The organism is Enterobacter cloacae complex sp. FDA-CDC-AR_0164 (genome assembly GCF_003071645.1).
GTDB classification, from domain to species: Bacteria; Pseudomonadota; Gammaproteobacteria; order Enterobacterales; family Enterobacteriaceae; genus Enterobacter; species Enterobacter ludwigii.
In genome coordinates this window covers 3,356,961-3,371,456 of the sequence record NZ_CP028950.1, presented here as the reverse complement: position 1 = coordinate 3,371,456, position 14,496 = coordinate 3,356,961, and the positions used below count along the sequence as shown (strand labels likewise).

Here is a 14,496-nt window from a genome sequence, read left to right as displayed (position 1 = left end):
GCAAAGAGTGTCGTTACGCGTGTCACTGATTTATAAAACAGCGTTTCTTTTACATCAAAAGAGGAGGTCATTTTTTGCGAGCCAGCCATCAGAAATGACTGATGGCTGGCGTAAAAAGCGGGGTATTAGCGGTAGTTGACGATAACGGAATTACGCTGAACTTTCAGCGCAGGGATCAGGCGTCCGCCGCCCGGCACTTCCCAGATAAAGCGCAAAGGTTCGACAGCAGGCACGCCGTTGAAGGCCTGAGTGGTGCCATTCTCTCCGTCAATTTCCGTACAGCGTGTCTGGGAGCACAGCCGTACCCGAAGCCCTGCAGGCGTTGGGCCAATAAGCGTGTAGTTCCAGACCACCAGGGTCATCAGACCGGACACCGGCTCAGTCGGTGATAGCGGTCGCGAAGACATGGCGACACCGCGGTTGCTGAGGGTCACGCCAATGCTGCTGGCCTGCCAGGTCCCTTCCCCGGCGGCCTGGGCCACCAGCGGAAAAAGTAAAATCCATAACCACTTACGCATTATTTTCCTCCGATCGTCGCCGTCATACGGATATGACGGTTATCCGACAACTCCATATTCGACAGCACGACCAGCTGGTTCAGGCTACGGCGCAGGAAGCGCGACAGCAGCGGACGCAGCGCATGGTTCACCAGCAGAACCGGTGGCGCACCCAGCATCTCCTGACGCGCCAGCGCCTCTTGTGTTTGCTCCAGCAGACGGTCGGCCAGGCCAGGTTCCAGCCCTCCACCGCCCTGCAGAGCCTGCAGCAGCAGACGTTCAAGCGGCGTATCGAGGCCGATAACCTGCACTTCCCCGGTGCCCGGGAACCACTGCTGCGTGATCGCCCGTCCCAGTGCCACGCGCACCACCGCCGTCAGTTCGTGCGGATCGCTTTGCAACGGTGCATGCTCGGCAAGGGTTTCCAGAATGGTACGCATATCGCGGATCGGCACTTTTTCCTCGAGCAGGTTTTGCAGCACCTTGTGCAGCGTGGTCAGCGTCACGACGCCTGGCACGAGATCTTCTGTCAGCTTCGGCATCTCCTGCGTGACGCGATCGAGCAGTTGCTGGGCTTCCTGACGACCAAACAGCTCTGCCGAGAATTGTCCAATCAGATGGTTCAGGTGGGTCGCCACCACGGTACTCGCCTCCACCACGGTGTAGCCCTGAATTTGCGCCTGCTCTTTCAGCGCACTTTCAATCCAGATGGCAGCCAGGCCAAAGGCCGGGTCGATGGTTTGCTCGCCCGGCAGCGTACCCGCCGCGGTGCCTGGATTAATGGCCAGCCAGCGGCCTGGATAAGCATCACCGCTGCCAATCTCTACGCCTTTCATCAGAATACGATAGCGCGCTGGCGGCAGATCCATATTGTCGCGGATGTGAACCACCGGCGGCAGGAAGCCCATGTCCTGGGCGAATTTTTTACGGATGCTGCGGATTCGGCCCAACAGTTCGCCATCCTGCTGGAAATCGACCATCGGGATGAGGCGATACCCTACTTCCATTCCCAGCGAGTCTTCCAGTTGAACGTCGTTCCAGGTCGCTTCCACGGCCTGCGTGTTCTCCGGCATTTTTACCGGAGCAGGTTCCGCTGCCGGGGTCATCTCACGGCCACGCATCCACCAGGCAAGGCCCAGCAATGCCGCAGTGAACAGCAGGAACACCAGGTTTGGCATTCCCGGCACCAGACCGAGCAGGCCCAGCACCGCGGCGGCCAGCAGCATCACGCGCGGGTTGCTGAAGAGCTGCCCGACCATCTGCTCGCCAACATCCTGATCGGTACTGACGCGGGTCACGATAACCCCCGCCGCCGTTGAGATGACCAGTGCCGGGATCTGAGCCACCAGACCGTCACCAATGGTCAGCAGCGTATAGCTTTCCGCCGCGTGGCCCATGTCCATGCCGTGCTGCAGCACGCCCACCAGCAGGCCGCCGACCACGTTAATCACCATGATCAGGATGCCCGCAATGGCATCACCGCGAACAAACTTACTCGCACCGTCCATTGAGCCGTAGAAGTCAGCTTCCTGCGTCACTTCCGAGCGCCGCTTTTTGGCTTCATCTTCGGCAATAAGCCCGGCGTTCAGATCCGCGTCGATGGCCATCTGCTTGCCCGGCATCCCGTCAAGCACAAAACGCGCGCCCACTTCCGCGATACGTCCGGCACCTTTGGTGATAACCATAAAGTTAATGATGACGAGAATGACGAACACCACGATACCGATGGCAAAGTTACCGCCGACCAGGAAGTGGCCGAATGCCTCAACCACTTTACCCGCCGCGGCAGCACCGGTATGACCTTCCATCAGAATGATACGGGTTGACGCCACGTTCAGCGCCAGCCTTAACAAGGTGGTAAACAGCAGAATGGTCGGGAATGCGGCGAACTCAAGGGTGCGCTGGGTGAACATCGCCACCAGCAAAACCATAATGGACAACGCAATGTTGAATGTGAAAAGCAGGTCGAGGATGAACGCCGGAAGCGGCAAGACCATCATCGACAGAATTAGCAGGATGAGAATCGGTCCGGCAAGGATCTGCCATTGCGTCGATTTCAGGTTGCCGGGCAGGCGCAACATTGCCACCAGATTAGCCATCAGTGTCCTTCTCGTTCATAAAATCCAGCGCGTCAGGCACCGGAAGGTTCTCAGGTTTCACAGGCCGTTGACCGCCAGCCAGACGCCAGCGTTTCAACTGCCATACCCAGGCCAGCACTTCCGCCACCGCGGCGTAGAGTTCTCCTGGGATCTGTTGTCCAATTTCCGCATGGCGATACAGCGCTCGCGCCAGCGGAGGCGCTTCGAGTATGGGCACCCGGTTTTCGGTACCAATTTCACGAATACGCAGGGCGATGAGCCCCGCCCCTTTCGCCACCACTTTCGGCGCGCTCATTTTGTTTTCGTCGTACTGCAGCGCAACGGAATAGTGTGTCGGGTTAGTCACAATGACGTCGGCTTTTGGCACATCTTCCATCATTCGTCGACGGGCGGCAGCACGCTGCATCTGGCGGATACGCCCTTTCACGTGCGGGTCACCTTCCATCTGCTTATATTCATCCCGAATATCCTGACGAGACATGCGCAGTTTCTTGAAGTGGCTGTAAAGCTGGAAGATAACGTCAAAACCCACCATGGGAATAATGCTGAGCACCACCAGCAGGGCACAGAGCCCGGCCAGGTTCAGCGCATTGCTCATCGCGGTTAACGGCGATTCGCTGATAAGACGCATCATTTCCGGCCAGTGGTGCCACAGAAAAAAACCGCCGGTACTGCCCATCAGGACCGATTTAAGAATCGCTTTAAGCAACTCCGCACCGGTTTGCGCCGAGAACATTTTCGCAATCCCCGGCAGCGGGTTCAGTTTCGAAAACTTGGGTTGCAGCGATTTCCCGCTAAACACCAGACCGCCCAGCATCACGGGCGAGACCAGCGCCACCAGCACGACGCCGGTAATCAGGGGCAACAGCGCAAGCATGGCATCTTTAACGAGCAGGATTATCTGGCTGAGGATCAGGTTAGGGTCGTTGACCATACTGTGGTCAAAACGTAGGCCAGCCGAGAGCATTCCCGCCAGTTTGCGGGCGAGCGCCTCCCCACCCCACCAGATAATGCACACGCCTACGATGAGGATCAGCAGGGATGTCAGTTCTCGGGATCGGGGGACCTGCCCTTCCTCACGCGCTTTTTCTAGTCGGTGGGGTGTGGGGGCTTCCGTTTTGTCGTCGTTCTCTTCTGCCACAGTGCCTGCTCGCAGCCCATTTAGTCACGGGTATCATGCCAGCCTGACCTTTCATCAATGGGTTGAAAAAACCCAATAACCGGGTTCTTTTAGCCAGTTCAGCGTCGGAGCAATCGGGTGATGAGTAAAAAACGGCAAAAAAAAAATTTGAGATAGCGTTTGGCAACACTGTCAGCAAGCAGGGCGTGAGCAAGGGCCAGCCACCCCAGCGTTATGCACTCAAAATTAAGCGGCATACCCTCAGGTTGCGTACGCAACCTGAGGGTCATCACCTCAATCAGAAACCAAGGCTGTCCAGCAGGTCGTCTACCTGATCCTGGCTTGCCACAACGCCCGCTTTGGTGGCGTCGAGCTGTGGACCGTTGAGCAGGCTTTCGTTCTCGCGTTTTGGACGAGCGGCCGGTTCCGGAATGTTCTCCAGCAGCACCATCAGCAGCTGACGTTCAATTTCCTGAATCACATCCATCATGCGCTTGATAACCTGGCCCGTGAGGTCCTGGAAATCCTGCGCCATCATGATGTCCAGCAGCTGCGCGTTGGTAAAACTGGTGTGGCCCGGCACATCGCCCAGGAACTGACGGGTATCCGTGACCAGCTCGCGGGCATCCGCCAGCTCGATTGGATTCTCAAACCACTCATCCCAGCGTTTGGTCAGCGCTTTCGCGCCTTTCTCCATCGCATCCTGATGCGGTTGTGACGCTTCAACGCTGTTCAGCGCACGTTCAGCCGCCTGAGCGGTCATCTGCACAACGTAGTCCAGACGATCGCGGGCATCCGGAATGGCTTCCGCCGCTTCAGCAATTGCCTGGTCCAGCCCCAGTTCACGCAGGCTGTCACGCAGCATGCGTGTCAGGCTGCCGATGCGGGCAATGATATCGCTGGGCGAGTGTTCTTCAACGGGTTTCATAGCAGGTTGCATCATCATAACCAACACCTCACATGCCGAGTTTCTCGAAGATCTTACCGAGCTTCTCTTCCAGGGTGGCCGCAGTGAACGGCTTCACAACATAGCCACTAGCGCCCGCCTGTGCTGCGGCAATAATGTTCTCTTTTTTCGCTTCTGCGGTCACCATCAGAACCGGCAATGATGCCATTCCCGCGTCCGCACGGATGGTTTTCAGCAGTTCCAGACCGTCCATGTTTGGCATGTTCCAGTCGGAGATAACAAAACCAAACCCGCCCGCCTGCAGTTTGTTCAGCGCATCAACGCCGTCTTCTGCTTCTTCAACGTTGTTGAAGCCCAGCTCTTTCAGCAGGTTGCGTACGATACGACGCATGGTGGAAAAGTCATCCACAACCAAAAACTTAAGCTCTTTATCCGCCATAAAATAATACTCCTGAGTCAAATACGTATTGCCTGTCCGGCACTGATTTTCGCCAGCATCTGCTGGCTTACCTGGCTAAGATCGACCACTTCGCTCACGCCACCCATATTGATGGCCTCGCGCGGCATGCCGAACACCACACAACTTGCTTCATTCTGCGCAATCGTCCAGGCGCCAGCCTGGTGCATTGCAAGCATTCCGGCGGCACCGTCGTTACCCATCCCCGTCAGGATCACCCCAACGGCGTTGCGCCCCGCATGTTTCGCCACCGAATGAAACAGCACATCCACCGACGGACGGTGCCGGTTTACCGGCGGCCCGTCATGAATTTTGATTTGATAGTTAGCGCCACTGCGCGCCAGCTCCATATGCTTGTCACCCGGTGCGATATACGCATGGCCGGGGAGTACGCGCTCACCGTCTTCCGCCTCTTTCACGCTGATCTGACAAAGCTTGTTCAGACGCTCGGCGAACGAGCGGGTAAAGCCTGGCGGCATATGCTGCGTGATCAGAATACCCGGACTTGACAGCGGCAATGGCTGGAGTACATGACGAATTGCCTCTGTTCCCCCGGTTGACGCCCCAATCACCAGCAGTTTTTCCGAACTGAGTAAAGGACCGGCCTTCAGCGTTACCGGTGCATCCATCGGTTTGTGCGCGGCAAGCTTCGCACGTGACGCGGTGCGGATCTTCTCGGCGATCATTTCGCTGTACGCCAGCATCCCTTCACGAATGCCAAGCTGAGGTTTGGTGACAAAATCCACCGCCCCTAACTCCAGCGCACGCAGGGTAATTTCAGATCCTTTTCCGGTCAGGGATGAGACCATCACCACCGGCATGGGCCGCAGGCGCATCAATTTTTCCAGGAAATCAATGCCATCCATGCGCGGCATTTCGACATCCAGCGTTAACACGTCGGGGTTATATTTTTTAATTAAATCCCGCGCTACCAGCGGATCAGGCGCTGTCGCCACCATCTCCATGTCGCTGTGGCTATTGATAATTTCAGTCATGATCTGGCGCATCAGCGCAGAATCGTCGACAGACAACACCCTGATTTTACTCATGCTTTTTCCTTACTCAGCGCATATACCGTTTGCCCACGCAGGCTAAACTCACGCACGAGGTTGCTGAAGTTTTCCGAGTGCCCGGCAAACAGTAAACCGTCAGGCTTGAGCAACGGAACAAACCGACGCAGAATGTCCTGTTGCGTCGTTTTATCAAAATAGATCATGACGTTACGGCAAAAAATAGCGTCGAATGGCCCCGGCACGTTGTACTGCTTATCCAGCAGGTTAACGGGCGCGAATTCGATACAGTTCGCCAGCTCCTGGCGCACGCGCACCAGGCCTTCATGCGGGCCGGTTCCGCGCATGAAGTAACGCTGCAACTGCTGAGGTGACAGCGTTTTCAGCTCATCCTGGCGATACACGCCGTTGCGTGCCTTTTCCAGCACTTCGGTATCAATATCACTGGCGTAGACTTTCCAGCGTCCAGGCGCCATACCCAGCGTGTCGGCAAGGGTGATCGCCAGCGAGTACGGCTCTTCCCCGGTTGAGGCGGCCGCACTCCAGACGCGATACTCCCCGCTGCGGCGACGCGCGTGCTCCGCCAGGACCGGGAAGTGGTGAGCTTCACGGAAAAATGCGGTCAGGTTGGTGGTTAACGAGTTAATAAAAGCCTGCCACTCTGCGCTGTTCTGGTTCGCTTCGAGCATGCTCAGATAGCGACCAAAATCGTCCAGCCCCAGCGTACGCAAGCGCCGCACCAGACGGTTGTAGACCATGTCTCGCTTATGATCGGCAAGCACAATCCCCGCACGCTGGTAGATTAACTGACATATCCGACGAAAATGCGCGTCGGACAGCGCGAGGCGCTGTGTCATCTGCAACAGTAATGACGTTTGCCCTGGGGGCATTGGTGATGTCATAGCGCCTTCTTAATTACATTCAGGATACAACTGGCACGGCCTGCGACCGCCCGACTTCTGTTACTGCTTCAACGTGCTCTTTCACATTAAATACCGCGACCAGCCCGGTCAGATGATCCGCCTGGCTGGCCAGCTGATCGGTTGCCGCTGCCGCTTCCTCCACTAACGAGGCGTTTTGTTGCGTGACCTGATCCATCTGGCTTACCGCCTGGGCCACCTGCTCAATTCCGCGACGCTGTTCATCGGACGCAGAAGCAATCTCGCCCATGATGTCGTTAACCCGCGTAACGGAGGTGACGATTTCGTGCATGGTTTTCGCCGCCGTGTCCACCAGGGCAGAGCCTTGCTGGACGCGCGAAACGGACTCTTCAATCAGTCCTTTAATTTCTTTCGCGGCGTTGGCGCTGCGGCTCGCCAGATTACGGACTTCACCGGCCACAACCGCAAAACCACGCCCCTGCTCACCGGCGCGTGCCGCTTCAACGGCCGCGTTCAGCGCCAGAATGTTGGTCTGGAACGCAATACCGTCAATCACGCTGATGATGTCGCCAATTTTCTGTGAACTGGCGGCAATGTCCTGCATGGTACTGGCCACGTGAGAGGCCTGATCGCCCCCTTTCTTCGCCGTCATCGCCGCCTGTCTGGACAGGTCAGACGCCTGACGCGCGTTATCCGCGTTCTGGCTTACCGTCGCGGTGAGCTGCTCCATGCTGGCAGCCGTTTGCGCCAGCGAAGCTGCCTGCTGCTCGGTGCGCGACGAGAGATCGTTATTGCCTGCCGCAATCTCCGAGATCCCGGTGTGCATGGCATAACTGCCCTGTCGCACATCGGAGACCGTTTCCCGCAGGGCGCCCTGCATCGCCTTCAGGCTGGCAAAAATCGCCGAAATTTCGTTCTTGCCGTACACCGCCACCGGACGCGCCAGGTTACCCTTCGCAATACTGTCGAAGTGGCTGCTGACGATCGCCAGCGGTTGCACAATCATTCTGCGCGACCAGTACAGGGCACCGCCGGTCAGCAGCACCGCCAGAATCACCACCACGGCAAAAATCACGCCTGACATATGGTAGTTTTTACGGCTGTCATTCCCGGCGCGTTGGACAAACTGGTTAATGTTCTGCTGCCAGGCATTAAAGCTCGCATCAAACGCCGCCTGGGACGCCTGGACCGGCGCGGTCATAAAGTCCGAGAGCTGGTTGTTCTCAAGCCAGGTCGCCTGGTGATCCAGGTCGCTGTGCCACTGATCAAAACGCTTCTTCATCGCGACTTTCAGCGCTTTCACTTCCGCGCTGCCGGCGTCCTGTGCCGCGAAGGCGTTAAACTGCGCGTCAGCCAGCTTCAGGCTGTCGCGCGCGGTCACCATCAACGCCTTGATGTCATCCGGCGGATAACTCAGGGCGGTTAAGGTTCCCGCTTTGTTCAGCGCCGTGCTTGCCTGCAACAGTACGGCGCGCGTCTGTGCCACGGCGGCGCGCTGCTGGTTACTCGCCTCAACTTCCTGCAAATTCTGATAGCCATCGCGAAACGCCCAAAAAGACAACCCGTTACTGCCAACCTGCAACACACCGCAAAGGATCAGAATCAAAAACAGTGTGGTCGAGATACGAATACGATTTAACATCCACGCTCCCATCATGCGGCAAGCAGCCGCGGTTTAAATGTCAGTCAAAATGTTTCCCAGTTTTCATTTCCGGTCGTCGCTGCAGGTTTACGGGTCGCTGCCGCTGCTGCGGCAGGCGCGAGATACGTTGCTTGCGGGGTGACCGTGTTTCCAGCGAGTGAAGCGAGACGAAACGCCGAGACGGCCATCTTCAGACGGCTTGCCTGGTCTTCCAGCGCAGCGGCCGCCGCAGCGGACTCCTGCACCAGCGCGGCGTTTTGTTGTGTCACGCGATCCATTTCCGATACCGCCAGAGCGACCTGGTCGATACCACGACTCTGCTCATCAGACGCAGAGGCGATTTCACCCATGATGTCCGTTACGCGGGTAACGGCATTCACGATGTCATTCATGGTTTCCCCTGCGCTTTCTACCAGCACGGAGCCGGTATCGACGCGGGAAACGGAGTCTTCAATCAGGGCCTTGATCTCTTTCGCCGCGTTGGCACTGCGGCTGGCAAGGTTGCGCACTTCCCCGGCCACCACGGCAAACCCGCGCCCCTGCTCGCCCGCACGTGCGGCTTCAACGGCGGCGTTGAGGGCGAGGATATTGGTCTGGAAAGCGATGCCGTCGATAACGCTAATGATGTCGGCGATTTTCTTCGAACTGTCGGCGATTTCGTGCATGGTTTTCACCACGCCGTCCACCACGCGACCGCCTCGCTGCGCCGTTTCGGACGCGCTTTCCGCCAGCTGTGAGGCCTGACGGGCGTTGTCCGCGTTCTGCTTCACGGTCGCGGTAAGCTGCTCCATGCTGGCGGCGGTCTCTTCGAGCGCCGACGCCTGCTGTTCGGTGCGCGACGACAGATCGTTGTTGCCCATCGCAATTTCGCTGGTACCGGTATAAATGGCTTCCGATCCGTTACGCACGTTGGCGACGGTCTCAATTAGCGAGCGCTGCATATGATCAACGCTGTTTGCCAGCTCGGTAATTTCATTGCGCCCGGAGACGGTCAGCGTTTTGGTCAGGTCACCACCGGCAATCTCGCGAATGTGGGCAATGACGCGACCGAGAGGATTAAGCAGGATGTGGCGAATGCCGTACCACACGCCCACCAGCACGATGACCAGCGCCAGCGCCATGACGGCCATCTGCCATTTGGCAAAGCGGTAATCATTCTGGCTTTGCGTAAAGGCCGAGTGATACAGGTCGCCACTGGCTTTGGCGTATTCCCCGAGTGCCGCACCAAGGGCGTTTTGCATCCCCTGGGTAGGTTGCGCGAAATACGCGTCCATGTTGCCGCTTTCCAGGAACTGAATAAGCTCCGTCAGACCGGCATAGTAGGCGTTGTACTTTTCATCGATATTCTGGCTCACCTGCGCCATGGCAGGCTGTGGCGTGATTTTCTTAAAGGCGTCGTAGTGTTTCGCTGCGTCAGCAAGGGTCGCCCGCGCATTTTTCAGCAGTTCCGTTTTCGCACTGCTCTGCTGATTATTTGGATCCATCATCATGCGGGCGGAAGAGCGGCTCAGGTTGATACGCGTTTGCAGCATCAGATCCCACGTCGACGTCAGTTCACTCTGCTGTACGCGGAGATCGTTCGAGGCGGCGAAACTGTCCTGGTTTTGTTTAAGTGACGAGAAAAAAAGCCCGCCGGAGGTAAGCTGAAGAAGTGCGAAAATGACCAGCACCATCATAAGCATTGTGACAACGCGGATACGGTTCAACATACAACACCTTCTCATAGATTTATTAACGGTGTTATCGGCACTGACTACAGGAACTTTACATTTGAGAAAGGGAAAAGCGCGGGGTTAAAACGCAACGTCAACGATCAGCGTATCGGTATAGGTGCCGGCAGGCGGCGTAGACTGGCTGGTAAGGACTTTGGCAGTGTAGTTGTAGGTTCGCAATAAACCGTCGGTACTGACCTGCGAGGAGGTTGCGCTGGTCCAGCGCTCGGTACCGCTGCCACCCCAGCGGTTGGTCGTGGCTTCTTTATAAATGTCGTAACTCATGTAGTTACTGCCGCTCACCATGCGGCGAACATTATTCAGCGCGTTGGCACCATTATTAATTCCGATAGTGTAAGTGCTTCCTTTGGTACAGGTGACGGCAATCGCCTGCGAGACAGTGGGGAAACTTTGCACCAGCGGCGCACTGTTGAAGTTGACGTCCGGCGTGGTCATGGCGCTGCAGTCGTTGGTGACGGTCATGTTGAGAAGAATACTGGTGGTCGCCGTGCCTGTCTGGGGAACGGTGCAAAGGCCCAGCACGCCCACGGAACAGACGCTGTAGTTGATGCTGAAGGTGAGCAGCACCTGATAGGGCCCGGCTGTGACGTTTTGTCCGGCAACGGTGCGGAAATAAAGCGGAATGCTGTACTGTTTTGACCCCAGTAATCCCAGCAGGGTGTTGCCGCTCCAGGTATAAGCTTTGCTGATTTGCACTTCGCTATTGCCCGAACACCCCGTTAACCCGCACAACCGGGTGGGGATCACATCCGTGATGGCCGCATTGTCGGTGCGTTTCATGGTGGCACGGCTGTTGCCTGAAACCGACGCGGCGGTGTAGTTCAGCGTCACCGAGTCGTTGGTCAGAAGATTGAGCACGGCGTCGCATGCCACAATCAGCCTGCCGGTGGTTTCGACCTCCCCGGTTCCGCTGAGCGCGAACGAGGTGACGCTACCAAATGACGCATTTACCGTACTGACGGTACACGCCGCCCAGCCGCCGCCGGAAAACAGCAGCAGCATCAACAGCAGTAAGCGCTTCACCGTTCCTCCCGGCAAATCAGCGGTCCATATGTCTGCAGTTTATGTTCCGGATTGGCCCCCACGGTCAGCGTGGCCGAGCAGTGTTTTCCATCTGGCGTAATCACCTCAAGCGGGTTCACATCGCTGAGATTTTCCAGCCAGGCGATGCCGTCATACCCCACCACCGCATTGTTGCGCGAGGCACGTCGAACCTGGCTTCCCACCGGAATAGCCTGCCCCTGCTTGTCATGCAGAATGACGCTTGCCACCCGCTCCTGCTCCATCGGGAAATCGACCAGATAACCGCTGTGGCGGCGAATAGCGATCCGCCGCTCTGTCTCTTTCAGCCGGGTATCCGCGGGCAGATTCAGGGTATCAATGCGATAACTGGCCGGGTAATAAGCCGATACCCCGCTGACCAGCAGGTAGCCGTTATTGTTCGTTTTGCCGACCGGCTGGTTCTCATAGCTGACGGGAACGTCCGGGTGACCGTCGGTGCTGATCACCACAAACGCATCGTTGATTTTGTTTGCCGCAAACAGCTCGCCGTCCATCAGCACAACCGCGCCCATCGCCTCCCCCCACCAGGTCATCATGTCCCTTTCGCCATAACCACCGCCCTGAAGTTCGATGTTGTTATTGCGCCAGCCCAGCGTTCCCTGCTGATAATCATTGGCTTTCGACTGGTTGGCCCATGCCATGTTCCAGCTAAAGCCACCGTCGGAAGGCATGGAGTGGTTGTAGTTGATACGCTGCGTACTGCCGGCATCTGGCGTGTTTTCATAGGTTACGGCGGCACTGTCACGCTCTCCCAGCGGCACCTGAAGCGACATGGCCACCGTCCAGTCTCCCCGCTGCTGATCGCGGCTTGCAGCCAGATAAATACTGCTCGCCCCCCACAGATTGCGGCTCCAGGAGAGATTCAGCAGTTCGGTTTTTTGGTTGTCAAAGCTCTCCACGCCGATCCACGCAGCACCGAGACTGCCATACTCACCCAGGTTAAAGGTGAGAGAATACTGGTCGGTGTTGCGACTAAAACTGGCGATGGGCCGGTCATTTTCGTCATAGACCGTCGGTTGGTCGTAGAGGGCGAGGTTGCCAAAATCGCGATCGCGCCGCGTATGCTGTGTCGCTACACTAAATTCACTGGTACTGTACTGATAGCCCCAGTTGATTTGCCCGCCATTATCTCCACGCATGCGGCTTTGAGAGTACGCGGTATTCACGACGCCAAACCGACCCAATTTAACCACCGTCCCCATCCCGCCCAGCGCCAGCGCTTCTGCCCCTTCGGCATGGCCCTCCAGCGTCAGCCAGTCCGTAACGCCGTAGCGATACGACCCACTACCCGCCGCCGGGCCGTAGTCAAAATTCTTGATGCCGTAATTACGCCGCAGGCTGCCGAGCGTCACCGCCCCGTCGCTCAGGCCTTGTTTCAGCAATTCGCTGGTGACGTAAAACGGCAGCGTGGTACTCACCTGGCGCCCCAGCGCATCGGTGGTGACCAGTACCGCGTCCCCTGCTCCGTTGATATAGGGCAGATTGGTCAGGGTGAACGGTCCCGGCTGAAGCTGGGTCGAGCCGGAACGATAGCCATTGATAAAGAGATCCACCGAGGTGGGAACCGCCGCTTCGCCCGAGAACTCTGGCAGTGGCCAGGTCACGAGGTCAGGACGCAGGGAGAAATCCCGCCCGTAGCTGATCCCGCCCATGCGCACACTGGTGCTCCAGCTCAGGGCATCGCTGATCACATCCCCGGCGGTCCAGGTCGTGGCCTCGTCCTCGTTCGTCATCAGAAGCGTCGTGTCATAGCGCACATACCCTTCCTGCTGACCGTCGTTTCCGGTGAAATTTTCCCGGGCATAGCCGGTTGAAGAAAAGGAGCCGTTCTCATTGAAGTAGCGGAATTCATGCCAGAGCGAGGCCTGTCCGCCGACATGTTCCGTATGGTTGGTGTAGAGATCGTAATTGAGCAGCGCTCCACGCCCGAAGTGTGGTTTGCTTTGTGACATTTGTCCGCTGAAAGGGGTCACGCGTGAGGCGACCCAGTCGGCCGGAACGCCCAGCAGCAGACGCTGCGCCGCGCTATCGTACTCTACGCGCACCTGCGGCAGGGTAGAAAGGTTCACGTCTCCGGCAGGCACATGCTCCGGCGGAAGCCCTGCCCGCAGCAGGTCGGCGCTGGAAATAAAGAATGCCCCCTCGCGCTGCGTCACGGGCACCACCATACCGGTGTCGTAGTGATTCAACACAATCGAGAGCTGAAAGACCGCTTCGCCGTTCAACGCCTGAGCCTGCGGCGGCGGCGGTAAACTGTCATCGCCGGGCTCAGCCCAGGTGCTGGTACTGACGCAGAGCAGGATCATCATCGCCGGTTTCAGTTGACGGGCGTCGACTGCCATTGCGTATCCCTGGCATTAATCTGCGCGCTCAGCCGGTCTGGCTGGCCTATTCCGGCCGGGATTGACCAGGTGCGGGTGCTGCCCGCAAGAACATACCCGAGTAATCCGTCTGCAACCGTCCGCTTCTGCCCGCCCTGCTCAAGCGCCACCTGGCTGAGTTTGACGTGCACATCCCCCTGATTACGGACCTCCAGGGCAGGATGTCCCTTCTCCTGCGTCACCCGCCAGCTCAGATTTTTGGTCTCCACCAGCGCATGATGTGCCCCCTCTTTTAGGGTCGGGATCCCCTGTCCATAAACGAACAAAGGAATGGAGTAGCGCATTTGCAATTTCAGGCCTATGGCCGGCTCGGCTTTGGCATCCGGCTGGGGGATTTCATCCACAATAATGCGGTAGGCCTGTTCGACGCCGAGCGGCACCGAACCCTGCTTAATCAGACGAATAAGCTGCTTACTGCCTTTGCCAATGGTGACGATGGGCGGGCTGGCCACCACGTCCTGCTGTGCGGAGTAGCGTTCATAACCGCCCTCCTGCTTCCAGCGCACAATGCGGACCTGCATTGTCGTTGCGCTGTTCCCCTGATTCTGGATCCATAATTCAGTGGCTTTGGCATCCGCTGACAGCCACGGATCGATGGGCCACAACAGAATGGTTGCCGCCGCCTGCGCCTGGCCTGTCGCCGCAGCCATTCCCCCCAACAAACTCACCAGACAAAGGTGTCTGAAAAATGGCTTCATCGACTGTCT

The 14,496-nt window shown here is 57.7% G+C and carries 12 protein-coding genes; all 12 read right to left on the bottom strand.

Annotated elements, in window-relative coordinates:
- Positions 1 to 125 precede the first annotated feature (125 nt).
- Entirely contained in the window at positions 126 to 521 is a 396-nt protein-coding gene (flhE, locus tag AM410_RS16660) for a flagellar protein FlhE (RefSeq protein ID WP_123266835.1), read from the bottom strand.
- A complete protein-coding gene (gene flhA / locus AM410_RS16655) occupies positions 518 to 2,596 on the bottom strand; it encodes a flagellar biosynthesis protein FlhA (RefSeq protein ID WP_014170658.1) in 2,079 nt (692 codons plus the stop codon). The genes flhE and flhA overlap by 4 nt, the downstream gene beginning before the upstream one ends.
- Positions 2,589 to 3,737: a flagellar biosynthesis protein FlhB gene (flhB, locus tag AM410_RS16650; protein WP_073396028.1), complete on the bottom strand. Its 1,149-nt coding sequence runs from the start codon at positions 3,735 to 3,737 to the stop codon at positions 2,589 to 2,591. Before flhB ends, flhA begins: the two co-directional genes overlap by 8 nt.
- 277 nt (positions 3,738 to 4,014) lie before the next feature.
- Positions 4,015 to 4,659 carry a protein phosphatase CheZ gene (cheZ, locus tag AM410_RS16645; protein ID WP_013096065.1) on the bottom strand — a complete coding sequence of 215 codons (645 nt, stop codon included), beginning with the start codon at positions 4,657 to 4,659 and terminating at the stop codon, positions 4,015 to 4,017.
- Between the two features lie 13 nt (positions 4,660 to 4,672).
- Positions 4,673 to 5,062 (bottom strand): chemotaxis response regulator CheY, encoded by a 390-nt coding sequence (cheY, locus tag AM410_RS16640; RefSeq protein ID WP_000763862.1) that lies wholly within the window; start codon positions 5,060 to 5,062, stop codon positions 4,673 to 4,675.
- 17 nt (positions 5,063 to 5,079) lie between these two features.
- A complete protein-coding gene (locus tag AM410_RS16635; RefSeq protein ID WP_014170663.1) occupies positions 5,080 to 6,129 on the bottom strand; it encodes a protein-glutamate methylesterase/protein-glutamine glutaminase in 1,050 nt (349 codons plus the stop codon).
- A complete protein-coding gene (cheR, locus tag AM410_RS16630) occupies positions 6,126 to 6,992 on the bottom strand; it encodes a protein-glutamate O-methyltransferase CheR (protein WP_083599652.1) in 867 nt (288 codons plus the stop codon). The genes AM410_RS16635 and cheR overlap by 4 nt, the downstream gene beginning before the upstream one ends.
- Before the next feature lie 19 nt (positions 6,993 to 7,011).
- Positions 7,012 to 8,613, bottom strand: coding sequence for a methyl-accepting chemotaxis protein IV (tap, locus tag AM410_RS16625; RefSeq protein WP_032680769.1), 1,602 nt, complete (start codon positions 8,611 to 8,613; stop codon positions 7,012 to 7,014).
- A gap of 44 nt (positions 8,614 to 8,657) precedes the next feature.
- The gene (tar, locus tag AM410_RS16620) at positions 8,658 to 10,322 is read right to left on the bottom strand and encodes a methyl-accepting chemotaxis protein II (protein WP_047744853.1); all 1,665 of its coding nucleotides are present in this window, start codon (positions 10,320 to 10,322) and stop codon (positions 8,658 to 8,660) included.
- 84 nt (positions 10,323 to 10,406) lie between these two features.
- Entirely contained in the window at positions 10,407 to 11,369 is a 963-nt protein-coding gene (locus tag AM410_RS16615) for a Csu type fimbrial protein (protein WP_032680768.1), read from the bottom strand.
- Entirely contained in the window at positions 11,366 to 13,750 is a 2,385-nt protein-coding gene (locus tag AM410_RS16610; protein WP_073396033.1) for a fimbria/pilus outer membrane usher protein, read from the bottom strand. Before AM410_RS16610 ends, AM410_RS16615 begins: the two co-directional genes overlap by 4 nt.
- Entirely contained in the window at positions 13,726 to 14,487 is a 762-nt protein-coding gene (locus AM410_RS16605; RefSeq protein WP_032680765.1) for a fimbrial biogenesis chaperone, read from the bottom strand. Before AM410_RS16605 ends, AM410_RS16610 begins: the two co-directional genes overlap by 25 nt.
- Positions 14,488 to 14,496 lie beyond the last annotated feature (9 nt).